Annotated in this window: 20 protein-coding genes and 1 pseudogene; 10 read left to right on the top strand and 11 right to left on the bottom strand. The window is 45.7% G+C overall.

Annotated elements, in window-relative coordinates:
• From N5E87_RS22535 to mobI, 7 genes and pseudogenes are all read right to left on the bottom strand, one after another.
• A pseudogene (locus tag N5E87_RS22535) lies at window positions 1-182 on the bottom strand (hypothetical protein); the annotation flags it as partial.
• A gap of 71 nt (window positions 183-253) precedes the next feature.
• Window positions 254-652: a hypothetical protein gene (locus tag N5E87_RS22540; RefSeq protein ID WP_083848304.1), complete on the bottom strand. Its 399-nt coding sequence runs from the start codon at window positions 650-652 to the stop codon at window positions 254-256.
• Between the two features lie 114 nt (window positions 653-766).
• Window positions 767-1402, bottom strand: a complete 636-nt coding sequence (locus tag N5E87_RS22545; protein ID WP_011711599.1) for a DUF4400 domain-containing protein — start codon at window positions 1400-1402, stop codon at window positions 767-769.
• A gap of 12 nt (window positions 1403-1414) precedes the next feature.
• The gene (traD, locus tag N5E87_RS22550) at window positions 1415-3289 is read right to left on the bottom strand and encodes a conjugative transfer system coupling protein TraD (protein ID WP_011711600.1); all 1875 of its coding nucleotides are present in this window, start codon (window positions 3287-3289) and stop codon (window positions 1415-1417) included.
• Entirely contained in the window at window positions 3282-6107 is a 2826-nt protein-coding gene (mobH, locus tag N5E87_RS22555) for a MobH family relaxase (protein WP_011711601.1), read from the bottom strand. Before mobH ends, traD begins: the two co-directional genes overlap by 8 nt.
• Window positions 6107-6826: a hypothetical protein gene (locus N5E87_RS22560; RefSeq protein WP_011711602.1), complete on the bottom strand. Its 720-nt coding sequence runs from the start codon at window positions 6824-6826 to the stop codon at window positions 6107-6109. The genes mobH and N5E87_RS22560 overlap by 1 nt, the downstream gene beginning before the upstream one ends.
• Before the next feature lie 9 nt (window positions 6827-6835).
• Complete coding sequence (mobI, locus tag N5E87_RS22565; protein ID WP_083848305.1) at window positions 6836-7327, bottom strand: conjugative transfer protein MobI(A/C); 492 nt, start codon at window positions 7325-7327, stop codon at window positions 6836-6838.
• Window positions 7328-7982: 655 nt separating this feature from the next.
• Here mobI and N5E87_RS22570 point away from each other — a divergent pair.
• The 7 genes from N5E87_RS22570 to N5E87_RS22600 all read left to right on the top strand — a co-directional run bounded on the left by N5E87_RS22570 (window position 7983) and on the right by N5E87_RS22600 (window position 18821).
• Window positions 7983-9050, top strand: coding sequence for a hypothetical protein (locus N5E87_RS22570; protein ID WP_011711604.1), 1068 nt, complete (start codon window positions 7983-7985; stop codon window positions 9048-9050).
• An 8-nt stretch (window positions 9051-9058) separates the two neighbouring features.
• The gene (locus N5E87_RS22575) at window positions 9059-9346 is read left to right on the top strand and encodes a hypothetical protein (protein WP_011711605.1); all 288 of its coding nucleotides are present in this window, start codon (window positions 9059-9061) and stop codon (window positions 9344-9346) included.
• A gap of 98 nt (window positions 9347-9444) precedes the next feature.
• Complete coding sequence (traF, locus tag N5E87_RS22580; RefSeq protein WP_011711606.1) at window positions 9445-10440, top strand: conjugal transfer protein TraF; 996 nt, start codon at window positions 9445-9447, stop codon at window positions 10438-10440.
• A complete protein-coding gene (locus tag N5E87_RS22585) occupies window positions 10437-11831 on the top strand; it encodes a conjugal transfer protein TraH (RefSeq protein WP_011711607.1) in 1395 nt (464 codons plus the stop codon). Before traF ends, N5E87_RS22585 begins: the two co-directional genes overlap by 4 nt.
• A gap of 3 nt (window positions 11832-11834) precedes the next feature.
• Window positions 11835-17261 (top strand): conjugal transfer protein TraG N-terminal domain-containing protein, encoded by a 5427-nt coding sequence (locus N5E87_RS22590; protein ID WP_279776081.1) that lies wholly within the window; start codon window positions 11835-11837, stop codon window positions 17259-17261.
• A 110-nt stretch (window positions 17262-17371) separates the two neighbouring features.
• Window positions 17372-18262: a hypothetical protein gene (locus tag N5E87_RS22595; RefSeq protein WP_037431066.1), complete on the top strand. Its 891-nt coding sequence runs from the start codon at window positions 17372-17374 to the stop codon at window positions 18260-18262.
• Between the two features lie 13 nt (window positions 18263-18275).
• A complete protein-coding gene (locus N5E87_RS22600) occupies window positions 18276-18821 on the top strand; it encodes a hypothetical protein (RefSeq protein ID WP_011711610.1) in 546 nt (181 codons plus the stop codon).
• An 87-nt stretch (window positions 18822-18908) separates the two neighbouring features.
• On the opposite strand, the gene N5E87_RS22605 is transcribed toward N5E87_RS22600, so the two are convergent.
• Both N5E87_RS22605 and N5E87_RS22610 read right to left on the bottom strand, forming a co-directional pair.
• Window positions 18909-19814 carry a hypothetical protein gene (locus tag N5E87_RS22605; RefSeq protein WP_011711611.1) on the bottom strand — a complete coding sequence of 302 codons (906 nt, stop codon included), beginning with the start codon at window positions 19812-19814 and terminating at the stop codon, window positions 18909-18911.
• A gap of 143 nt (window positions 19815-19957) precedes the next feature.
• Window positions 19958-20830 carry a DNA replication terminus site-binding protein gene (locus N5E87_RS22610; RefSeq protein WP_011711612.1) on the bottom strand — a complete coding sequence of 291 codons (873 nt, stop codon included), beginning with the start codon at window positions 20828-20830 and terminating at the stop codon, window positions 19958-19960.
• A 120-nt stretch (window positions 20831-20950) separates the two neighbouring features.
• On the opposite strand from N5E87_RS22610, the gene N5E87_RS22615 reads away from it, so the two are divergent.
• On the top strand, window positions 20951-21694 hold the full coding sequence (locus N5E87_RS22615) for an OmpA family protein (protein ID WP_011711613.1): 744 nt from the start codon (window positions 20951-20953) through the stop codon (window positions 21692-21694).
• A gap of 75 nt (window positions 21695-21769) precedes the next feature.
• Window positions 21770-22489: a hypothetical protein gene (locus tag N5E87_RS22620; RefSeq protein ID WP_011711614.1), complete on the top strand. Its 720-nt coding sequence runs from the start codon at window positions 21770-21772 to the stop codon at window positions 22487-22489.
• 2 nt (window positions 22490-22491) lie between these two features.
• Here the strand turns inward: N5E87_RS22620 and N5E87_RS22625 are convergent, their stop codons facing one another.
• Complete coding sequence (locus N5E87_RS22625) at window positions 22492-22791, bottom strand: hypothetical protein (RefSeq protein ID WP_086904783.1); 300 nt, start codon at window positions 22789-22791, stop codon at window positions 22492-22494.
• 515 nt (window positions 22792-23306) lie between these two features.
• Window positions 23307-23591, bottom strand: coding sequence for a hypothetical protein (locus N5E87_RS22630; protein ID WP_037431062.1), 285 nt, complete (start codon window positions 23589-23591; stop codon window positions 23307-23309).
• A gap of 109 nt (window positions 23592-23700) precedes the next feature.
• Between N5E87_RS22630 and N5E87_RS22635 the strand changes: the two genes are divergently transcribed.
• Window positions 23701-26082, top strand: coding sequence for an Ig-like domain-containing protein (locus N5E87_RS22635; RefSeq protein WP_011711616.1), 2382 nt, complete (start codon window positions 23701-23703; stop codon window positions 26080-26082).
• Window positions 26083-26084: the final 2 nt, after the last annotated feature.

Consider the following 26084-nt stretch of genomic DNA (forward strand, 5'->3'; position numbering starts at 1 on the left):
AACTTTTTAAACAGTGTTTCTACTACGGCCATGCTGGTAATTGCCGCGATAATGCCTAAGTTGATGTGACCTGATGCAAGACCAAAAACCATCACAATCACCGCCAGCTTGATTGAGTCCCAGTGGATAGTTCCAACTTTGATAGCGCCGTTACAACGCTTAGGAAATCTCGCTTCACTCATGTCTCACCCCTTGAAAAAAAAGGGTGCATATAAGATTGCACCCTTCCTTGATACCGCAAAAATTGTCGCTATTAGTGAACTAGGCCAGCTTTCAGCGCTTCTACGGTTACAGTTAAACTGCCGTCGATAGTTGTAGGCGCGTTAGCCAGTACCAGAATTATGACTACAGATGCTAAGAAACCAATTAGGTTTGGTTTAATCATTGAGAATGCGATAGTGCCTAAAATCGACAAACCCATGATTGCCTTAGCAGGCGCACCCGTCATTAAACCCTTTACCTCGTCCCACATTTGGTCGAAGAATGTGTGTAGGGTCGCGCCAGATGCTGATACCGCACTTGCTTCTCCAGCAAACAGCAATGAGCAAGCTACCGCGACAACGATAAGTGCGAAAAACGCTCTTACGGCAACAGGGGCTTCTTTAAACTGCTGGATCAGTCCTTTCTTTTCGGTTTTAGCGCTTTGGTTCATTGTGGATCTCCGTTAAATGTGACGGTCAAATTTTAACTGTTTGCTTGTTACTGTCAACACGTTATTTGTATGTCGCGTGCTATCTATATTAAAGATGACACACGGAAGAGGGGGTTACATGTTCTTCGCGCTGTTAGCCAAGGTGGTTTTCAACAACCAACCGATAATGACTGCGGCGAATAGTGGAAATAGCGGGAATATCTCATTGGAGATTAACGCAGGGGTAATGCAGTAAAGCTCTAACAGAATTGCGACCAATATCCCTGACCAGAGCGCTACCCTGAAGTAACCCGTCGAAGGCGCCGTAAACTCATGCTGCTTAATTTTCCGCTGCATCAATCCGTCAACCGCTGACGCGGCTATCAAACCAATGGCCATCCAGAACCAGAAAATCAGCAGGGATACTCTCAGTAAACACTGATACCAAATGGTTTTGATGTTTTGAGCAATCCGTGTAAGCGGTGTACGCCACAACTGGTCCCCCTTTAAGCCAGTGTCTTGGTGATACTGGTCGATGAACGCGGCTAAACCAGATTCCACCATCGTCGCTTCGTACCAACTCTTCGCCCTGAACACCACAACCTTTGTCGCCTCAGTGCTAATGGCCTTTTCGATATTTGAGATTTCCTTTCGTAACATCTCGTTATGCTCTTGGGGCTGCATGAAAATCAGTACATAAATACTGATTAATGCCCCAGCCGCTAAAATCAACCTGCCGTGCAGGGTCTTACTCTCAACTACATCGTCCATAATCAACACTCACTACAGTAAAATCGGAATACGACATTGATAGGTCTTACCGTTGGCCAGACGTGCGACGTACTGCAACTTAGGTAATTCCGACATCAATGAAAGAGGGTACGCTGGCTTGTCAGCTTCCATAATCCGCTCACCCACCGAGCCCGAGAAGTTATGGAGCTTACTGGTCGAATCGGTGTTAGAGCTTAACTGCCATTGCTTTGACTTAATTGGATACTCCGGGAGTAGCGCCGCAAATCGCTCCCTGGTGATATCATCTCGAGCTCGCAGACAGAACCAGTTAGCGGTTAAAGACAGGACCCGGCTCGCTACTGCTTCACCGGCTTTATCAATCAAATCGGGAACACCCTGCGTAGATAGGTGCAATTCAAAGCCTGCACCACGACCCATCGCTGCTAAGTTAATTAGGCCGTCGGAGAGTGCAGAGTGGATTTCGTCACCAAACACCGACACACGCACCCCTTTTCCGCCTTCGTAGTTGTAACGTGAAGCAGCTGCCGCGCAGGTATCCTCCATAATGAGTTTCGATGTAGCTGCTGAAATTGCAGGATTACCCGATGAATCGGTGGCGATGTACAACACGCCGCCCGTATCAATGAATTTCTTGATGTCGATAATAGGACGCTCGTCTTCCGTATCATTCGGGTCAGGGCTTAACATCTTGTCCAGCGGCGCAGCGGTTAACTGGGTTAACATCGGCTTGGTGGTCGCTAACATCTTACTTTGGTGAGATTGGTCGTGCGTTAAGAAACCAATAAAACTCGATACCGCGTCTTCACCTTTGTCGTCAGGGATTAACACCTGTTGGTAGCGCATGATTAAACCCTGTAGCAAACTGCCGCGGCCTTCCTCGGCAATTTGGGTCGCCATGTTCGCGTACCAATCTGGCCCGTAATGCATAGTCATAATCTTGCTTAAGGCTGCTAGGGCTAATTCGCTTTTGCGGTTTAGCATGTAATCAGCGACCATCTTGATTGATGGTCGCTTACCGATAAAACGTAATGCTTCAGCCGTGACGTAGAATGAGTCCCAGGCATAGGAGCGAAAACCCTCAGAGCTTCCTGAACCTTTTTCTAGGACGTTAGCTAAGCGCGATGCAATCTCGGTCGTCACTGTAAAGTTCACCAGTGGGTCGATACGCACCGACTGACTTGGCTCAGCAATGTTGAAGTAATAAAACGGGACGCCTAAACGCTTCGCTTCTGCGCGTAATCTGTTCTTCCAGTTTGGATCGTTCTTAGGGTCTAACACTAATACAGAGTTACCACGGTAAAGGGCGCCAACACTGTTAAGCGTTAACATCGTTGTTTTACCCGCACCTGGTAATCCGGTGTAGAAACTGTGAGACCAGAATAGCGACGCATCCAGCCACAAATCCTGCTCGTCACCACACCCCTGAATCCACGGCCGACCTTCTAATTTCTCGGTATCTGCTTCGACTTTCTTCAGTGCTCTTCGCACTGCCCAAGGCAAGAAACCCTTAGCGTGTTCTGGGCGTTTACCCACCAGCTGATAAGCTCGGTTTGCTTCGGTGATCGTCCACTCAAAGCCGCGACCAAAGAAGGCCTTATCCCTCTGGGTTTTGCTCAGCTCCCACAAAGCGCTAGATTCAATGAGGTATTGATAGTTATATACCAACTTAATCTGGCGACGTATTTGCGGTAAGGCTTCTTTTAAGCGCTTAACCGACATACCTGCTGTGGCCGCTATAACCGAAACTGCGACCATCGATACATCGTGTCCACTTACCCCGTGGTATACCCACGAGCCTGCCGTGAACAAGGAGGCTCCAGCCCAAGCATAACTGGATTGGATTTCATAAATCGGCCTATACATGTTCTCCATGAATAAGCCGTTAGTCTCGATGCTTTTACTCATGCTCTATTCCCACTGTCTCAAATACCATCCATGCAACTTGGTTACTGTCTGTCGCAATTGAGGCGTTGTCGCCTGCTGTGCGCTTGAGGCTAGTCGCCTCTTTTTTTGCTAACCCTACTTCTTGCTCGTAAGTGGTTAACGCGAAACTTTGGATTCGGATCACCCCAGGGCGGAGGTCTATACCGGACTTGCCTGCGCGAGCCATCGCCCAACCAATGAACACTTGCAACTCAGGCGGGTACTTGCTCTTTTCCTTCGGAGACTTGTTACCCGTGGCGACTTTTAGCTGTGAAAGTGTCGATACCTGCTCGGCAGGAGGGGTAAAGCTCGCAGACGTGGTGGCGGGCTCAACGGCAGTTTCAATGGCCGCTTCAGCGACGGGGACGGTAGGTTCCATGTCAGTCGTTAACATCGATTGCTCTTCCGGCGTAAACCATGGCAGCTCATTCTCCGGCGTGGCCAAAGACATCTCCCGCGCGTACTCGGACAACGGTGGAAGTTCGTCAGTCATTAATGAAGATAAATCTTGCTCCGGGACTTCTGCCATTAGGCTATGACAGCTTGATTCTGGTGGTACTTCGTTAGGCATTAACGGAGATAATTCTTGCTCCGGGACTTCTGTCTTCGGGCCATCTATCACATCTTTGATAGACGACTCCTGCGTGGGCAGGCTATTCGGCTCTGTAATGACTTCGGTGGTTAGGGCTTTATTCTTTTGCTTTCTAGCTTTGCGTTCATCGGCCTTAGCTTGAAGCTCAGTCAGCATGTCACCCACTGGCTTGGCAAGAACGTCGGCTAGCTTCAGCTGGTAGAACTTTTGTTTGTTAACGACATGAATAACTTTACGCGGCGCTTTAGGGTCTGGAATAAGTAACTTGTTATCCATCAAATCCTTCAGCACGGCGCCCTCGGCAAAACCAAGCCCTCTCATTTGCTGGTCAATTTCTTCGAATAGGCTGGCATTCAATGTCAGCACGTCACCATCCAGCTTTGCTCGGTGTAGTGTGTTGTTAGCCGTTAACAGGTATTCGATTAAAAGCTCAATACAGGTCTTTTCCTTCGACACTTCTACAGGCATTTCTTGAGCTATTGGCTCAGTTATCTCTACTGCCGCCTCCGCTGGCTCACTGACTATCGGAGTGTCATTCATGTTCTTAAACACGATACCCTTGGTGTCTGGCGCCGGAGCTCTGGTATTGGATTGTTCTGGCTCTACCTGAGTTTCGACTTGCGATTTCTCTGGCGCTGGCTCACTTGGCGTTGTTGCTGGTGCTGGTGCTGGTGCCGGAGTGTTGGTGCTCGCTCGAGCTGATTGCTTCTTCGGTTTCTTTGTCTGAGCCTTACTTTGATTTGTTTGCGACCCATTCTGCTGTACCGGTGCTACCGCAGGAGTAGGGGTTGGCGCAGGAGCGGGTTGGGTTGGTGCAGCCGTGTTGTTAGCCGGAGTTTGCGGGTCTGGCTCACGGGTATCTGTCAGGGTGATTAGCCCCGTATCGGCGTAATGGATTAACAGCGAATCGTCACGGGTTAATGAGATTTTTCCATGAATGCCGCGTTGCGGAATATCCTCGCCATAAACGATGCCTGCCCATTTTGGCTTAACGACTTTGATTGGCCCTGCCGTCCATTCTGGATTCGTAACAGGGTGCAAGTGGCCACTGGTGTAATCCTCAAACAGCGGTTCAAATAGCTGACGCTCTACCAGCATCTCAAGCATTTTTCCGACTTGCATTGGGACGTTAAAGCCATCTTCCTTGAGCGATGACATCACCTTGTTGAAACTTGCTGGGTAAGACACGTACACATCTTCGGCGCCCAGGCACCAAATATCGGCTTTCTCTTCGTTTACCTTCCAGCCGCGACGCATCATTTGTAAGCGCTTAATAAACGCTGCTTCCAGTGGCATCTTGCGAGCACCGGTTAATCTGTCCCATTGCCACATCATGTCTTTGTGGACGGAACGCGCTTCGCCTTTTTTTAGACTGTCTCGCAGTGAGTTATTAACTTCGATACTGCCTGATAAGGTTTCATAGATGGCGACCTGAAGGTCATCTTGAGTGCCAAACAAATACTGCTTAGCTGCCTTGGTCAGTACCGTGTTGAGCATGGATGATGCAAGCCCAATGTGCTTGCCGTGACGGTCTGCATAGTTCCACGTCACTTGATAACGGGATACTTGGTTGCGCCCTGACCAATCATAGATATTTTCGAGTTGTGGGTTCCAGACTGAATCATCGGCCTGCACGGTCATATCATGCAGCGCTTTACCGATGTCATGCACTAACCCGATTACCCACGCCGCATATTGCCAACGGATTTTCTTTCCGTGCAATTCGTCGGTAAATTTGGTCTCTCTAATATCAACCGACGCCATGTGACGCAGGGAGAACAGAGCCACCTCAAGACTGTGACGTGCTAAACCACCAACAGCTGCGTGATGATGGTTTTCTGAGGCTGGGAGTAAGTGAGCGTAAGAAAGGAAATTCGCTACCACATCCCTAACCAATGTCTGTGCGTTATAGACTTGATTGTATTCAGATAGGTTGGCAGGATTGAACGTGTCACGGTGAATATCAGTCAAACCCAGTTCACGAATCGACATATCGATTAGGTCATTATTGGATTTAATGATTCTCGCTTGATTCACGACTGCTACACCGTCAGCTACGGGAGGGTAGAAAGTCTCTGCCAACTCTTCGCTGACCGCTTTAGTTTCAATCCCACCAAAAGCCATCCGTACCGCATTCTTATCTGGGGTTTTGCCATCCAGTAAGAAGGATCGAACAGCCAAACTAACTAGCTTGGCTATTTTCTTCATTATGCGTTCACTACCAGGTTTCCGGAATCCTGCTCAATTTCTTCAGCCCCTGAGTCGTCATTGGCTGACTGGTCATCTGGATTGTTGCGGGTGATGGTTTGCATGATTTTGTTGTAAGCGTCTAACGAATAAATTCCGCCCTTACGGTCAGCTGAATCTGTAGCTACAGTTCTCATGCGACCAAAGAAACGAGTCATGGTGTTCATCGCAATGCCGCGACTATTGTTGCTGACTGACTCAGAAATCACGCCAGCTAACCAGAGGTTTTCAATAGCTGCGATAGATTCATCAATCTGGGAAATTACGTCGATTACACGCCAGTAGATTGGGTGCTCGATTTGGAACGTCACTCTGAACGATTCTGGTGTCACCACGTCAAAATCGGCATTGTTGCCAAGCGAGGTAGACAACTCATTGTTGTGGATTGTGTTGAGAAGGGTGCTGCGACGAACAGCTTCTTCTTGCTCAGCTACAAACCACGCATCTAAACGGTCACGGATTTCTTTGTTGTTAGACGTCAACACAAATAGACCAGCGATACGGGCAATGCTGTATTTGATATTCTGCTGACGAGCATCATTGCTAAACAGCTGCTGGATGGCGCTGCTCTTGAAATCCATTTCCTTCAGAATGAATTTACGCTGCTGAACTTGACGAACTGCAGATGGTTTCTGAGTACGCTTTGATGCAACTTGTGGGTTCTCGTTGGTCTGACTCATATAATCCTCCTAGGATTGTTTTCGCTCTATGCGACGTAGTTTGACTTTTGCTTCATGTAGACACTCAAGGGTTTCTCTCAACGGAGCCAATCGATTCTCTGTGTCTTCAATCATTCGCGCCTCCCACTCTGGGGATTTGCGGGTTAACTGGTCTAAGGTGTATCCGCGCTGGGTCGGTTTAACGTCATCGCCCCAAGACTTGCTGATGTTTCCAACTCGCCCTGGTCGATACCTCGTCCAGACCAAATACACCTTTTCGTTTTTTACAACGACCCGGGGGGCCATCTCACCGCCACTAAACTTCCCACCGTCATCACTGCGCAACTGACGGTTTGAAGATCTCCATTTCAGCCAGTAATCATCGACAATGACCTTTGCCTGAAACTGAGCGGCTTCAATCAACCCCTCTAGGCTTCTGATGGTATTCACCAACTGGAACCCTAATGCGGGTACGGGCTTCCCGTTCTCAGAGCTACCCGAAGTACCTGAGTAGTCATTCATTCATTTACCTACTGTTTGTTCGTCTTCAGTAATCCGTTTTCGGCCTACGGGGACAACTCATGCAGAAACCCAGTTCGTTGGCGAACTCGTGTCGCTCACTAATCGTCATTCTGCCAGTTGAGTTTGGGATAAATCCCAGGTGCCTCCGGTGTTGGCCATCCTTTGAAGATTTTCAGTTCGTTGGCCAACTCATGCTTTTCGCGTGATATACACACCGATTCATGGGCAAGCCCCCTGAGAAATCCTTTCTCACGTCTGCGATTCAGTTGGCCACTTCAGGTTTTTTCCCAGTTCGTGAGCCAACTTGCGCTTTCAGAGCGTTGATTTACTGATTTTGGAAGCCGTTAAAACTGCTTAATTTCGAAGAATCCAGAGTAGGAATTTCGCTACTAAGCCAGACTTAGTTGCACTTCAGTTCGTTAGCCATTTCATGTTTTGATTAATTCACTAGCGACATGTTATGGATAACAAAGTGCATAATATACACACAAAATAAATAATACACGAGCTAAATATATTGTGTATTATATGGATCCCAGATTGGTATTGGAATGGTAAGAATAATCTTCAAGAGCAAGCTGGAAAGGTTTTGGAAGCCTCTTAAAACCCTCTTAAAACCCCAGATTGGGGGTCATTTGGTGTGGAGTTGGTATTTATGAATAATCCCGTCATCATCACAGTCGATGTTGGCTATGGCACAACGACTTGTGTACACAAGGAATCGCTAGGCAATTACTCAGTGAAGACGTTCCCGTCCCTGCCTATTCCGATTAAATCGGATATTAATCTGGGTTTAGCAGGCGAGGAACGCGATGTAACAAACGTGGAAGTCGATGGAATCACCTATGAGGTTGGTTCAGACGTAGGGACCTCGGTCGGTTCGCGAAATGTTCGCGTTCTCAACACAGAATCGTTTATCACGAGTGACCGCTATAAAGCGTTATTGTTTGGCGCCCTGTCATTTTTAGGCAAATCAAATCACATCGATATAGATGTGTTAGTGCTTGGTCTGCCAGTGAGTGTCATGTTCAGGAAAGATGAACTCGCCAAGATTTATACCGGCACTCACCAAATCACACCGAGTCGCAAGGTCACCATTCGTCAGGTCTTGGTTTTTGAACAACCGCTTGGTGCGTTGATGTCATTTTTGCGCCAAGGCGGAAATGAACGCTTTGCCCAGTGCAAAGATAAAACCATGTTATCCATTGACCCAGGTTATATGACCACCGACTTCATTACGTCGAAAGGATTGAAGGTCAGTCCAAATCGTTCTGGTGATTCTGAAACTGGGATGTCCAAAGTGATTGGTGCAGTCGAAGTCGCGCTGCGCTCGCAACTCGAAGGTTTCAACATCAAACAGATTAACCCTGAGTTGATCGACCAAGCCTTTATCAGTGGTGAGCTTAAGCTGTACGGTAAAGCGATGAAATTCCCTAAGTGCGATCTATTTGATGTGACTAGCGCGATTCGGTCTGTTACTGACGAAGCATTAACAAGTGTCGTCAACAAAGTAGGTGATGGTCAGGACATTGACCTGATTATTGTCTCCGGTGGTGCCGCAGCGGTATACCTGCCTTCGATTCAGCGCGCATTCCCTTTCCACAAAATCGAAGTCGTTGATGACTCTCTGACAGCTGTTGCCCGTGGCTTGCAAACCGCAGGCGAGCAATTCATTCGTGGAGCCATAGCGCGAGGCGATTATCAAAAGTTAAAAGCAGTCTGAGGTGAGGGATGCCCAAAACAATCGAGAGACACATTCGGATTGCCGATGATACTCACCCGCTAATTTTCGCTCATTTAGATCAGTTTGGGCCAAAGGCACTGACCCGCGAGATGATGACCCTGATGGAATTTGGATTAATGGTGAGACAGCAGGGATTTAATCTAGGCACTGTGTTGGCGCCGAAGGTAGAAGTCGAAAGTGAAAGGGAGAAAGTGGAAGCAGATGCAGAACCTCGAAGTCCAATGGAAGATGACTTTGATATTAGTGATGATTTTTTTGTCGCCCGAGAAACGTGAAAAACAATAAATCAGCCGCCTGCAATTAAGGCGGCTTTTTTTCATCCAGTGAGGCGTGATATATTTAGCCTATAGAATATAAAAAGTGTGTTGGCGTAATGAAAGTAAATAAATTGATGGCTTTGATTTTTGCGGCTCTGGCTCTGCCAGTTGTGGCAGAAGATCCTGCAAATAGCAATGATGGTGGTAACTTCTATAAACAACGCGAAAAGGGCTGGTATTGGCACGAGTACATTCCTGAGCCCGAAGAAAAGGAAGAGGAAGAACCTATAGTGCCAACGCCATCTTCTGCACCAACTGAGACTGAAACGAGTAAAAATTCAGTAGAGGCCATGAGCGTTAAGTGGTTCCAAGAAAACTTGCCCAAGGCAAAGGAGTTGGCGCTTAACACTGGAAAACCAGAAGACGTTAAACGCTACCTTTACATCCAGCGTGCCGCAATAGATCGCGCCAACCAGTTTGCCGCTACTTATATTTCCGAACAAATGTTTGACCCTTACCTCGATGAAGGGTTACGCCGTCCTGAAAACGACGTGACGCTGCAAACTTTCAAAGGCGCTCAGTCTGAAAACCAATGGAAGTTAATTGAAGCCATCGGCAAGAAAGCCACCCTCATTTATTTCTACGGCTCTCAGTGTCCGTATTGCGCAAAGCAAACTCCCTACCTAATCCGTCTGGCAAAGGAATATGGATGGTCGATCATGCCCGTTTCTCTCGATGGCGGCACCGTTCCAAATGATGACTTTTTAGCATTAGGCGATTATCGAGTGGCGACTTCCGACATGGCGCAGCGCTTCGACGTCTTGGCGACACCAACACTGTATCTAACCAACAACACGGGTGATTACTTCCTGTTGGGTTCTGGGCTAATCGGCATGGATTCTCTCAGTGAAAGGATCATCGAACTCGCTAGCCGCGAGAAAATTATTAGCCAAGCAGAACTTAATAATGTGAAGCAGGTACGAGCTCTGTATATGACCGATGCAGAAGCCAAGGTTGACACGCAAAAAGTGTATGAAGACCCAGACTACCTCATTAACAAGATGCGGAATTTTATGCTCGGAAAACCTGATAGCGAGGGTGAACAAGAATGAAAAAGAAAGTTATAGTTGCTTTACTTTGTTGCCCGTTATCAGCGACAGCTGCAAGCGGGTTAAACAATTTATGGGATCAGATGTTGTCTGCCAGCTCCGGTGCAACTTCATATTCAGGCGCTAAACGTGACGGATTTTCTCTGGGGAGTGCGTCGGTACGGATTAAAACCACTAACGAAAAGATTGTGGCGGTTAGGGCTCCTTACCTTCAATCATCCTGCAAGGGGATCGACTTCTTCGGCGGCTCACTGTCCATTATAAAACGTGAAGAGCTTGTTCAGATGGCAAGATCTATCGCCGCCGCCGCCCCGATGTACGCATTCCAATTAGCAATGGGAATGTTATGCCCGGACTGTAATGCAATTCTCGCAGACCTAGCGAAACGCCTCAATGCGTTAAATGATTTTATCAGCAAAGATTGCGAGGAATGGGCTGATCTGGCCGAGCAACAGTGGCCATCACTTCAGGTACAAAGTGACCGTAAAATGTGGAAAGCCTACAATGATTCGGCGGGTGCTTGGTTTGATTCATTCGCTTCATCGACGGTTGAGCGCAGTTCAATAGACTCCCACTCGAAAGCTGCACAGTTGACTCAGGCTGGCGACGAGATGCAGTTCAACTCGGTGTATGAAACCTTCATGCAGTCTGAAACTACCGTCCCAACCCTATCCTCAGACCGCCATGTCGTCGCTCAAATGTTAATGACTATTTTAGGGACTGAAATTTATAAATTCGACAGCACATTAACTGCATCGGCTTCAGCAGGAAGTGATGCGGTCAGTCAGTCATTTAGCCCACAAGTTTCATTGAAAGACTTGTATCAGCCTCAAGCGACTACATCAATGGCTGTAGCTAAACAAATGGTGGTCTGTGAGCAGGCCCAATTTGCCGATAGCAAGTGTCTATCGGCTAAGGTCGCGACTGTACCAATTAGCGATCCACGCTATTTGGATTCGTTCTATCGATTTTATGGTGATGCAATTTGTGGCTTAGTCGATTCTAACTTAGTCGGTTCGAGCATCATGGCCATCTATGCTCAGAAAGGAAATTATAGTGATTCTCAAGCACAGATCATGGCCAATATGAGAAGTGAATTTGAAGACATTATTAAACGAGCCTCAACAGTCAATGTCATCAATACAGGTAATTGTAAGTTTATCTCCGAAGCGATGGCCATAGATGCAACCCAGCAGTTGCTTGACGGACTACGAATTGCCGCGAGTAAGATGGCTTCGACTGATAAAGGTCAGCGCGGCGCGTTTTCATCAAAGTTGTTAGAGAAAATCGACGCGCTGAGCCTCGAAAGGGAAGAAATGGCCAACAGAAGACGTGAAATGGAGCAGGAACTATTAAGTCAGATCAACTTTAGTGCAAGTATGAGAGGTAAGTAATTCATGTTAACTATCTACTCTCTCGGTGACCTCGATTTATTGATAAAGATGGCGCAATCGGCGGAATTGGCATTCAGTGATGGCGGCATTGCAAATAGCAATCTTATTGCGATTGGATTGGGTATTACCCTGCTAGTGTCTGCTTTCAAGCAAATTTTTGCCCCTGATAAATTCCATGTAAAGGAGTTTTTCATCGCCTTGTTCACTTACATGTTTTTGTTCACCCCGAAGGTGGATTTTTACGTTGAGTCAGTCAGAACGGGCGAAGTGTCTCAGTCATTTACTTTGCCCTTTGGGATTGTGGCGCCAGCTGCATTAGCTACCATGATTGGTGGTGGTTTTGCTCAAGGGATGTCAGAAGCATATGCCAGTATAACACCTGATTATGACACCGAGCCAGGCACCAACATAGACCCTCTAAAAGCGTTACTTAAAGCCCGATTTGTCGGCACTTCTGAGGCAGATGCGAGTTATCGTTCTGTCGGTGAAAATTTGGGTGCGTACTTTAAAAACTGTTATTTCGAAGACATTCGGAACGGTAAAAATCCGACGGGACAGGCGGTACAGGAGGTAAATCACGACGAGAGTGTCACTGGGGCGTTTGACTTCACTAAATTAAAAGTCACCTCGGGAAGCTGGTATACGCCTTACTATGATGTTAACACCAAGTCATACACCAAAATTACCTGTACCGATGCTTATGCCAAGTTAGGCAATGATCTCTCTGACAGCAGTCCTTGGGCCGAAGAAATGAAGGGGAGAGCCGCCATAATGTATAACATGGCAGAAGAGTCTCAAGTTGAGAAAGTCTTCGAGTCCTTAACAGGGGATACTGCTAACCTCATAAATTTGTATCGAGCCAACTTTGTAAAAGCAATGATGGCCAAAGTTGGGGCTAGCTATGTAGAGTTAGAGCCCTCTGAACGATTGGCGTTTCAGCAAGAATTTGATGCGATTCAACAGCGTCACTTAAGCCAAGCAGCTCAGTCTTCATTTTTCTTGGAAACTGCCCCTGCACTTATCACTTGGTTTGAGTGTTTTATTTTCCTCATTGCTCCGCTGCTTCCGGTTTTCCTGACCTTCGGCTCCAAAGGGATCATGATGGCCGGAAAGCTCTATTCATTTCTACTCGCTGTGAACTTTTGGCCGATTATCCAAGTCGGCGTCAACATGTATACCAACCACTATTTCAATAAGCTGATGTGTTCTCTGCCAGGGAATGATTCGAGCTCGGTTCAGAACTGCATGATTGCGCCTAGCATGCGAAATTGGAGTATCGATTCTCTGGGGGGAATGGATAGCGCCTACACCACACTTGAGACTTTTGTATCTCAAGCGGCAATCATTCAAACGATGGTGCCAGCGCTGGCTATGATGATTGTCTTCGGCGGTGTGCATACTATGATGGGGGCAACACAAAAAGCCCAAATGGGCGCCAACATGGATGCCAAGGGCGTATCACCACAGACGGTCAATAGCGATGGTAAAACCGTTTCGTCAGGTGGTTATAGTCAGACAATGACATCGAATGGTGAGTGGATGGAAAGCCGTCAGGGTGCCGGAAATATGGCTGGGCTTAGTACGGGGGGGGCAACCTATAACGCTCTATCTGCAGGGGCAACTGCCCTTAGTAAAGCAATATCTGACGTTAGCAGTATTACACAATCGGATACAGCGGCAAGGCAAGCGGTTGGTGCTGCTAATGAAAGGTTAATCACTTCGGTAGGAACCGGAAATGTCTTCCAAAATGGCGCTCAAGCAGGGTTAGGGTATGAAGAAACTCTTGGTTTCGCAGCAACTTCTCTAATAGGAAAGGGAAGCGAACATGGATCTAGCGAAGTAAGAGCGAAAATATTGAACACCTTGGCGTCTATGAATGAAACGGAAGCCAATGAGTTTGCGACGAGTTTTGGGGTAGGACTGGCGCTTGGCCATAGCGGAAGTTCAAAAACAGAAAGCGCTAAAGGTATTAATCCGGTATCGACATTGCTTAGTACGCTTGGTGTTAATGCCAAAGCCGATGCTACATGGTCGCAAACACAATCCACAATTAGGTCTCAGCTTCAATCAGAGGGGGAAACCAACACAAGCACTTTAACGTCTGCAGAGAAAGAGAGCGTCGCCAAGGCATACCAAGAACAAAATACGGAGGCAAACCGCAAGACCTACAACTCAACTCAAGTAGATACGTCTTCTGCAGTTTATCAAGATGCAAAGTCTAGAGATGAAGCTGTATCACAGCAGCGAACCACAGGCGAACAATTGCAACAGGCAGAGGCTAGATCTCGTGAATTACGTGATGGTGTTACTTCGTCAGGTTCGGCTGGTAGTAGTGCGAACATTAAGTTTGGCGAGCTGATTTCTACCAATAATTCGGGATTATTTACTAAAACGGATACGTTACGCCAAATTGCTCAGAATGCCGCTGATGGCGCGATGCGAGGCAAATATGGAAACGATTGGGATGCTGCTACGAATGGCTTGGATACGCTCGACTTTATAAGCACAATGAGTGCTTTAGATGCTAAAGCCGCTGGTGCTGGGGCTGGGACAGCAGAAGAAGCCAAGTTGAATGCGATGAAACAGGACTATGCCGCTAATCAATCATTATATGACGTGGCTCGAGATAATAATGCTCTACAGGGGATTGTTAATAATTCGCAGACTCTTATGTCTGCGAATGGAAAACCAATTCCTCTCAATGATGTAGGCTCAATAGCTGACCGATCTGTCGGTATGTTATCGGATATAATGTCACGTACTCAATCAGACCCTATGATGGCTGACGCGGTTCGACATCTTACCGTAGGTTCGGCTATCGGATTTGCCGCTGTAAATGGAACGGAATCTGCCAACACGACAGCGATGGCTGTAGGTGACCGATTCACACAAATTGGTCAGTCACAAATATCGGATTACGACAAGCCAGCCCTAACGAGCGAGCAACAAAAGTTCAAGTCTGATCAAGAGGCAGGTATTGGAGCAACAGGTCAGCGCATTAACAAAGAAGGTCAAAAGGTAGAAGATGAGGCAGCACAAAGAGCTAAGGACTTTAAGCCTTCTAAAGAGGATTACGATAATCAACATCTAGAGTCGCCTGCAAAATGGACACCTGAACAGCAGCATAAACTTGATAAGTTAGACAGGAATATTGATGACCTTTGGAAGAAGTTGGAAGAAAGCCAAAAGGTCGGCGGAACCGCTGGTGTGAACAATATCATCGATACTTTGGGGCAAGAGCTTAAGTCGGGAACTTTTGGTGCGGTATCGCCAAAGGTTGTTGATGACGTTATGAAGGTGATGAAATCAGCTGCAGAGTCTCCAGCTGAATTGTCTAGGGTGCTAAATGATTTTGCGAATAGACAATCAAGTTATTACACCGGCGATCACGCATCTCAAGTGGCGCCAGTTATCGCTGCGATGGCTAACGCGGCCGATGGATTACTGGGTAAGGCCATTGACAGTGGTCAATTGAGCCCAAGCGAGAAGTCAGTATATCAAAATGCACAACAAGCCTTTGGTCGTGTGAACGAAGCGTATGCTAGTCAAGATATTGTAGATCGGCAATCCCATGCGGGTAATGCTGCGGCTCAAGTTATTTCGACGTTGGGCTCCGACAAGGATATGAAGACTCAAAAAGCTGTTGCTCTGGCATCAGTAATTGCGGCAGACGGTGATACTAAAAATCCATTACCAAGCGCTGAATTTAGTCGATTGCAAAGAGATGGCAATCCATCTAAAGACGAAGTGCTAGATATGAAACTCGTAACTGATCGTGCTCAAGATATTGTGACTCAAGCAATGGCACAAGAAGGGTTATCGGAGCCTGTGAGAGAAAGATTAGTTCAGACGCTTCAAGGCTTACAGGACTTTGATCAGAAATTATCAACATCACGCAACTCGGACGCACATACAAGAACAGGTACAAGTTATGACCATGCAACTGACTATGACGATGCAACCAAAAATAGTCCGGTAATGAGTGGGCTAAGCTCAAGCGAACGGATTCATCTAATGGATGGATTCCACCGCATTGGTGAGGGAGAAGGTTCAACTCAATCTAGGATGGAGAACACCCGATTTAACGGTCAAGGTGCGAACATGCAACTTGAGTCCATTGCCAATAAGATGTCGCCAGAAGATAAAGCAGCAATTTTAGGTTCTCTTCCAGATTCGGTAAGGGCGAATGTCGAGCGAGGTATGGAATTAACCGCAAGCAATTCATCGCCATCAAGTGAAAAATTTCCCATAGGTGAGACACAATTCCCATCAAGCCCAGTGGCTTCGGCTCAGGGTGATGCGGTGAGCCAACAAGGCGCAGCGCCTGCAACTACGGCTCAGGGTGATGCGGTGAGCCAGCAAGGCGCAGCCCCAGCGGCCACGGCTCAAGGTGACACGGTGAGCCAACAAGGCGCAGCGCCTGCAACTACGGCTCAAGGTGACACGGTGAGCCAACATGGCGCAGCCCCAGCGGCCACGGCTCAAGGTGACACGGTGAGCCAACATGGCGCAGCGCCTGCAACTACGGCTCAGGGTGATGCGGTGAGCCAACAAGGCGCAGCGCCAGCGGCCACGGCTCAAGGTGACACGGTGAGCCAACAAGGCGCAGCGCCTGCAACTACGGCTCAGGGTGATGCGGTGAGCCAGCAAGGCGCAGCCCCAGCGGCCACGGCTCAAGGTGACACGGTGAGCCAACAAGGCGCAGCGCCTGCAACTACGGCTCAAGGTGACACGGTGAGCCAACATGGCGCAGCCCCAGCGGCCACGGCTCAAGGTGACACGGTGAGCCAACATGGCGCAGCGCCTGCAACTACGGCTCAGGGTGATGCGGTGAGCCAACAAGGCGCAGCGCCAGCGGCCACGGCTCAAGGTGACACGGTGAGCCAACAAGGCGCAGCGCCTGCAACTACGGCTCAGGGTGATGCGGTGAGCCAGCAAGGCGCAGCCCCAGCGGCCACGGCTCAAGGTGACACGGTGAGCCAACAAGGCGCAGCGCCTGCAACTACGGCTCAGGGTGATGCGGTGAGCCAACAAGGCGCAGCCCCAGCGGCCACGGCTCAAGGTGACACGGTGAGCCAACAAGGCGCAGCTCCAGCAAGTTCGGCTCAGGGTGATGCGGTAAGTACAGCAAGTCCTGAAAGAAGTGAACCAGAGGTTCGTTATGTCGAAACTCCTGCCGAAAATTCTACGCAATCGGGAAGTACAGTTGTTGAGAACAATCCTTTCGCCTTCGATGGTAATCAAGCTGGATTCAATTTCTCTGTAATGGGCGGATTTGGGAACAACGTCCAACCCTCAAACGTGAGTTATAACAGTGTTGATTTGGTGGGTGGTGTTGCGGCCAGCGGTCACTCTGTCGCAGGTTCCAGTAGTAGCGGTGGACCATCTATGGACACTTCCAATAGCAACGTGCCAACGATGGAGCGTTGATTGATTGAGGTTTTAAATTCGGCGGTTTTTACCGCCGTTTTTTTTGGGAAATTTGTTGTTTTTGAATAGTGATGTAGCATGGATGGAAATGTAGTGGTAGGGGAAAAATTTTGAAGATATTTAGCCTATTAGTGGCAGCTTGTTTTAGTTCAGTCAGTATTGCCAATGCTGAAGAGATAACAGTTACAGAGTCAGCAACCGATTTATGGGGTGTGAGTTATTTAAGTGGTAAACCAGTGGGCCGCAAAATGTCACTCAACAATTTCAAGGCGGATCTAATTGACCGAGCGGCGAGAAAAGCAATTTACTCTAAATTAAACCCTACAGCACAACAGGGCGTATTGATCAGGTCATCATCTAATGACGAATCGGTATTGCATGAGGTCGTTACTGCAAGTTCTTATATGTATTCTGTAAATAGTGTTGAATTCGGCTATAACGTGTTGCCTGCAGGTATTGAGATTAAAGCAGATATAACCGTTAGCATTCGTCCTTATGACGAGTCCATGCTGTTAAAACAGTTGGAAACGGATGTTCATCTATCGTCGCAGAATAGGCGCCACTGGACACCGATTGATGGACGCTATTTGAAAGAAAAAGAAGATAGAATTTATGGCACTCCTAATAGTTTGTTTGTGATCACCGGCAATCATGAGAACACTATGCCCTCCGACTATCAGTTTGTGTCTACTGAAACCTTTTTGGATTATTGGGTCATACGATACAAAGTCATGCTCGCTGACGCTTACGGGCGCCGTGGGGTAAAGGGTTCCTTTTTAGGTACGGTAGATGATGTTAGCTCAAGGCCAGATAAGGTCTTTGATGCCGTACTGTCACATAAGCCTCAACAACAGATTAAATATCCTGACCAACAGATGATTAAAAGGATGGATGGAGCATTAATCTTAGTTGGTAAAAAGGTCGTATCTGTCAACAATTTGAAAAATACGCAAGTACCCATAGGTATGAGCGCAACAATTCAGGCAATGCCGTCGAAGTAGGGATGGATTTTATATGCAAAAAATTAGTGCCGCACTGCTAATAATTACTATGTTGTTAACTAATACAGATGTCATTGCGGGTGAGTTTGATTATCGTGGTAATGGTGTGTCCAGGTTAATTGTTCATGGATTCGACGACGCCGATTCGCTTGCGCACACAGGAAGTATCAAATCGATTCAATATGCGCTTTACGATGCTTTGATGCAGTCAGGCCGCAAGATTGAAAAGCCTTGGGAAGTTGTGATGGTTTTGAATTTGTCCCCGTATGAAGTTACCGGGAGTGATTTAGCCTTTGAACAAGGAGTGATAGAAGGCCAGTCGGAGCCGATATTTAGAATTGTTGCCAGCAAAACAATAACAGTGAGAGGTGATGTGATTGATCGTGCTTATAAAAATGTTTTGAGGTTGGAGCAAAATCAGGAGTTTCAAAAGGCTTTTGACCAGTATTCTAAAGCGATGAATCATAAAAATGCGGGAGAGATGTCAAGGATCTTTATGAGTTTTGAGGCGCTTGATAAGCTGGGAATTTATCTTGAACACACGATTTCAAGTTATTGATATACAATCGTTTTAAAAATGGCTTTTCGAAGATTTTTGAAATTAAGATATAAAAAAGCTGGGAATGTCCCAGCTTTTTTTAGGAAATTAACCTTGAAGGAAGTTTGTCCAGCCTTTCCAAAGGTCTTTATAAACGCGATCTGGTGCAGACGGAATTTGAGTCGCTAGTTTGTTGCCACTGGCTTTCAATTCGCGATGTTTAGCTCTAAATTCCAACATACTGCTGCAATTCCACTTCTTAACTTCTTTACTAGCTTGGTTAAAAGTGACGTACTTTTGTCTTTTAGCAAGAAGGTCTTTGAACTTGACACCGAATAACATGGTCGGTGCTGCTGGCACAAAGTCAGGCAGTTGTTTATTTGCAGCCATTTCTAAAAATTGAGTTGAAGTGGTGATGTTATTTTCTTTAAACCATCTTTTCACTTTCTCAAGAGTACCTTTTTGGTGGTAATCATAAGGTTCTTCATTTCCTAGGAAATGGTTCCAAGATTGCCACATACCTTTTCTTGTATAGAAAGAACGAGGATCAGAAGGAATGTTTTTAGGTTTTTCATTCTTCTGGTGATACTCCACCCATTCGGCCATTGTTTTAATGCCAGATGCTTTGGCATATTCGGAAGATGTCTCATAACTAGCAAATACGCCGCCGCGACTATGAATGTCATCTTCTTCCGATTGCGGTATTACAGGTGCGTTAGGGTTCAACACCCCCCAACCTTGCCATAATCCTCTACGGCCATAGAATAATGATGGCGACACTGGTAGATATGGAGGGATTTCATTAGCCTCGACGTATCTAAGCCATTCTGCACGACTGGTAACTCCGAGATCTTTTATATACTCCACCCAATCTTCATAAGATAAAAACTGCACCCCTTTCCGTGAGGTTATCATCTTCTCCGAAGCAACTTGCTCTGGTTTTTTGATGTTATCCTTGGGTACGTGCGTTAGTGGTGCAGTAACCGGAAATTTAAGTACGTTGTTGCTATTCATGATGTTTTCTCGATTTTTTGACGGCTTCGCGCTGGCTAGGCTCGTAAAATTCCTGAGAGGGTAGTTGTCTACTCAGTACGATTTTCATCTATGAGTATGTGCGAAATCTCTCACAAACACAATTCAAATATTCTATAGGTTAATTATTCCTTGTTAATCTTTGACATGTAAATGTGTAATTCTGGAATGAGAAGATCCGTGTCAGGCGTTGCATCATTGCGTTTTGAACGTGTCTTAGTACCGTAATTACTTTCTAAGTGTTTGACCTTTATGTCGTAATCGGAGAAAACGAAAAGAGGTGTTTGGCCGTTGTATTGCAGTTTTTCTTTACTACTACCAGCTTTCCAAATGTTGTAAATCGTTGTTGGTATTATGTTTCTTTTTATTCGAAAACTATGTGATTTTTGGTTTTTTTGAAAAATTTCTAGATATTCATTTCCTTTTGAAAATTCCAGAATGTTGTTTTGCACTGCTTTTTGTATTCTTGTTGAAAAATCCTTTTCTTTCAAAACGCGCATTCCACTTCTCATGTACCAAGAGACTGAAATGGTAGATTTTTCTTCGCATTTTAAAACGTGGATTTTTCTTGTGAGCATAACGAGTGAGCACAATGTATTTTGCCGGGCTAACGTTGCTCTTAACTTGTGTAGGTCATGCGTTGATAGTAACGCTTGAATGTTATCTTTCGTATTATTTATTTTTTCAATCAGTTGATTTATATGGTTATATTCTGAATGAGGGAAAATGATAACACCTGGTGTTATACTGGTTCTGCCGATTGAATCTTCAGAAAGCGTCATTTGAGTTAAGGAAGATGCTATCCACCCTCGCGCTTTGATGTCAGAAAATAGTTCTACTTTGAATTTATCAAATGTTTGGGGTGAAGGAGTTATTTTATAAAAAAATGACTGATTGCTAGCTGCATCAGGAAGATGACTGGCTAGTTCAATTAATTCAAGAGTCAGTTTGTTGTACAAAACATCAAAAGAGTTAATGTCGAATGCGGCGTTAGTCACCGTCTACCTCGTAAAATTCCGAAATTCCCTTTCTTCTGATTCATTTGAAAACTTAGAACTCTTCTAAAAAAATGTTATTATATATTAAAAACTTTGCGTTTAGAAAACTGTGTAGGCCATATGATGAAAATCAACAAACTAGCAACAGTATCACTGTTCGCCATGATGCTTTCAGCGTGTGCTGTATCAGTATCAACTGAAAAACCTGAAATTTCTGATTGCTGTAGTAAAACAATTTATGATCAAAATATCAATGTAAGGCATCAACAAAGATACGATGTTCGGAACCTTTCAGCTGATGCTGGGAGAAAAATAGGCGATCTCGATCTTGCTTTCGAATTGGAAAAGGCGAGAGATGCGGCTGTTAATGATGGCCGTAGCTCCATGATGAATTACTATCGTGATGTTTACCGTGCAGCAGTTTCATCTGCTTACAGTGATAGCTATCTGCCAACGCAAGCGCCAGCTGCAAATGATGAAAAGCGTGATCTGCAACAATTCAATGCTGATGCCCAAATCATTATTCACCAACCCACCGATAGAACGCTTTATTTTGAGTATGATGCTGTCGGCTATTCCGATATTGCCGAGGCTCAATATGTTTTGGCTAAGCACCGTGATTATCTTTTAAAAACCCACGGTAGAGTGCTGGTTGTTGGTTATGCTGATATTAGTGGCTCAGCTGATTACAATCTTGCTCTTGGACGCAAACGTGCGGAGCGAGTAAAAAACGAATTGGTCACCAAAGGGGTGCCTAGTGAACTGATTAGCGTCGTTAGCTATGGGGCTTCGTATTCGCCACCACTTATGAGCGGTCATACTGACAATTTGAAGTTGTGGCGTAAAGTCGAGTTGTATTATTGAGTCGAAAGGCCAATTTTTGCGTCATTTGAAATGTCTGGTCTAATCATAGTCATGATGATTAGTGGAGATTTAAAAATGAATAACAGCTATTACAGCCAACCCGCTTACAACGCAACCCCACAAGCCCAATCTCAATCTGCTCCAATGCAACAGCAGACGCATTATTTTCAACCGCGCCAAGGTAACCCTATGAATATTGGGCCTCACCACGAGGCCGCAAATTATGATGAATATCAGCAGTACCAACCCCAGCATGACAATCGCCGCGGATTTGAAGAGCAATCCGCACAAAGCGCTCAAAATGTTCAGCCTGCAGCTGCTCCAGAATTTGAAAAATCGGTAAAAATCCACGGTAAGGCCGCTGCGCTGACCATCGTCGCATCTGTCACTAAGAAAGGTTTTCACACCTTGAACATTGAAGGCGCAAACGGAATGGGGGATGGCACTAAAAAGTTTGATTGGCAGGATAAGACAATAATTCAAATCACCGCGACTGAATATCGGCATTTGTTAGCCGTGCTATTCGGATTCATTCCATTCATTGAGTTTAAGTCACATGGCCCACAGAAAAACAAAAGCATCTCGGTCAAGCGACAACAGAATGGGTTTTTCTTCTCAATCAATGAGGGTGGCAAGAAGCCAAAAGCTGTTCCTGTGAGCTTTGATGATGCTTACTTACTCGGGGTCTACGCATTGGATGTATTTGCACGAAATTACCCTAACATTGACTCACATTGCCTGTTAAATACCGTTCAAACCTTTACACAGCTGCCGTACTATCCTGTCCAGCAGTAGTGCTAGGCGTTTTCAATCGGCAAGGAATGAGTTTTGAAAGCGCCGTAGGTGTGGATAGCCAGTTGAGGATAATGCGACAGAAGAGTCTCTATCCACGTCTGCGCAACCGATGGATTATCGGTCATGCTTGGAAGTTGGTACTTAACAATGATCTTGTCATTTGATTCTGGGATAACTCCCAGTTTTAAATGGTAGGCCGCGCTGTGACCTCGGGCATGAATAATTTGAACTAGCACTACTGGCATTTCTGACTCTAGTCGTTTACCGCATTCGTCCACTAATTCTGAATATGAAATAAACAATTTACATATGCCTTAGCATTATAGATTTGTGTTATTGACGCTACTATAATCCATCCTAATTCAAATATGGAGATGTAATTTTGTGAATGCGATAAGAATTTGTCACAACAACCCTAAAATCCGAGTATGGTTTGGTACTTCATTCACACCTTACCCTCGCTCAGTTTTTTATTCGTTGATCTCAATTGTGGGTTTCAGCACGTTGTCTGTGATCGTCAACCTCCATAACTCATTAACTCCTTGGGCTGGGATAGTTGTACTTGGGGGGGGGGCGTTGGTGGCGCTTGGATTAAAGAAGAAGGTCTATATGTCTTATCTTTACGAGTCTGATTGCCTGCTCGAGTTGACACTGTGGGGGGGGCGCATTTGGAGTCGAGAATTCAACTTAGCCAATGATGAACTTAAAATTGAAAGTACAATGAACGCTTATCGCGTGGTTCTCAGTGACAAAAGTATCGTGCTTACCAATTCGCGGGGATTAGCTGAGCAGGTTCATGGGCAGTTAGCAAAACTGATTAAGGTTTGTCACTCTTAGGCTTACTGTATATACGTGTTTCGACTTTCCAAGACTCAACAACCTCCGTGGTTTTCCCACCTTCTGATTTCATCGTTTTTTGTTCCCATGAAGAGACAACTGGCTTGCTGAGCTCATTACGTTCAGCAAGTTCGATGTAAGCATTTTCAGCCATCAATTCGTTTAGGGTTGGCCGTTTCTTGCCATCATCTTTGGCGTAGACATTTAGCGTAGCTGAAGCAATCGCACAAATGGATACGGCTTTAATCAGTCTGATAAGTTTCATGAATTTCCTACCTAGAACTATGGTTTATGTTAGATCTTAACTTAGATTAAATAACATGCAAACTTAATTATCTGTGTTAAAGTAATCGCTCTCGATGAAGGAGCTACTTATGAATTTCAGTCAGCATCGCTACAAACTTTTAGCGGCTGCGTTATTAGCCTTGCCACATTTTGCATTTGCGGAAATTGAAGGTATGACCTTTACGTCTGTTATGCAAGAACAGACGACTTTGACACCTGCTTCGGCTATGGCCATCAACCCGGTTCTTGAACATTCAATGAATGTTTATGTGTCTGCCGGTCTTGACCGAAAGCTAAAACTATATTGGCTTTCTAGTGGGGTCAAGCTTAACGAAGTCAATACGGGTGTGATTGGTGTTTCCGACAGAATTACATTTCAAGGAAAAGACTTTTACGGAAAACAGATCTCTATAGTTGCGCCTAATTCACAGGGAAATTATACCTTACAGGCTGACTTGTTAACCGTTGATGGGAATGTGATTGGCTCTTGGTCTATTCCGGTGACAATAGATACTCAAGCACCAACAGCCAATAGTTCTGATTTAGCTTTTAACTATAGATCCTTCGGTGGAACTTTAGCTTCATATAGCCCTATGGATTTCGGCCAATTAAAACTCACAGGTATTCAAGATACAGGTGCTGGGCTCAAAAATGTTCTCTACATTGTGAAAGATGATGTGAGCCTTTCATTAATAAATTCGATTAATGCTCAATTGGATTTAGATACTTCCACTGCGAGCCTTTCGTCCCTACCATCTGAGGTTTTACCCAGTGATAGAGGTTGGTATCAGGCTGGTTTTAGGGTCTTTGATGCAGCAGGTAATTATTCAGATTTTACTGCTCGCTCGTTTATCGAAAAAGCCTCATATCCCTTACCAGTTCGTAGCGACATTTATGATGCTTCAAGTGCTACGTGGAAGCCGTACACATCTTGGATGACCATCTACAACAATCCGATAAAAGTCCGCTATAGACGGCCCTATTCTGAAACGTTGGAAGCAAACGGGGATTATGGTTGGAGTAGTTATGGTTATCGAGAGGGTGATTTTGTCTATAACGAATTTACTGTCTCATATCCTACAGTAAACCCATATTGGGTTGCGCTGACGAAAAGTGGCATTCACTCAGTCAATTACCTTTCTGATTTCAAGTTCACCCTAGGCCCAGGTGTTGATCGTTCGCCTACTAAGCAACCTGACACTGTACAATGGTTTAGTGAGGAAGGTGGCAGTGGGGGCGAAAGAATCAGTGTTGGCAAATACACAAAAGTGGTAAGGCTTCGTCTAAACAGTGAAAAAATGGGTTATGAACAATTAGCCGTTGTTTCAGGTTTAGGCTCCTGTGTTATCCCAATTGGTGAAACCTATTGCGATGTTACAATCAACAGAGTATTTGAGTCTGGTTTTGGCTATACACCCTACAGCTATGTGGTCTACTCAAGTGTGAACGGTGTCAGTGATGGACGTTTTAGTGCTCAATTTAATTATTGGTATACATATTGGGATTTTATTGCTCCCACAATCGAATCGGTCAATGTTACTGATGATTCAATAACTGTAAACGTGTACGACACGAACACTACTAGCGATTGGCGTTCTGGAATGTGGAAGACAGAGGTTTTCCGATTGCAATCTAGTTTAGGCTTCGCAATATCTCCCGATTCTTGGGTGATCACCGGCACCGGCCGTCATCGAGTTACTTTTAAACTCAATCGATTACCAAGTGGTCGTCAAAATATTTCGTTTTACGCAGATGACACCTATGGTAATCGGGTAACACAGTCGATTCTATCCAATTATCTAAACGACACTACGCCTCCAGTTTTGCGATTGCAATCGCCTTCTGGAGCGCAAATCACAAACGGAAGCACCATTAATGGTTTAGAGAGTTTACGTATCAGCATTACTGATGATAGTGAAGCCAATATCAATTCGGTTGTGCTATCTGGAGGGGCTGCTAAGGATTCAGTTTATGTTTCTACAAATAATTTAGGTGATGGTATTTACGACCTGAATTACCCTCGTTTATTCCCTAGTTTGGAAGCGAATGAAACTTACACTATCAATATTACCGCTCAAGATACAGCAGGGAACGCATCGACGTTAACTTCAACCTTCTTGTATTTGCCTGCCAACTTATTGCAAGTTGGGCAAATGACGACTTTGGCTGTTAATAAACAACTGCAGAACACGCAAAACGACCCAATTACATCAATTAAAACTGGTGTGCTCAGAACGGCTGAAGGACAACTCGCGTCCGGTGCTCAAACGGCATTTATCACGTTACGCAGTGACGCCAAAATCAACGTCAATATCCTTGGTAGCGTGTTGCAACCTGGGGAAACTAAACAAATCACGATCATCCCCAGCATCACAGGTGAAGTTGTTATTCCTGTTTACTCTGCTTCTCCTGGTGTGAAAGGGCAGGCAAGCTTCATGATCGACATTCCGCAAATCACTTCTACCAATTAAAG

This window comes from Shewanella sp. GD03713 (assembly GCF_029843705.1).
Lineage (GTDB): Bacteria > Pseudomonadota > Gammaproteobacteria > Enterobacterales > Shewanellaceae > Shewanella.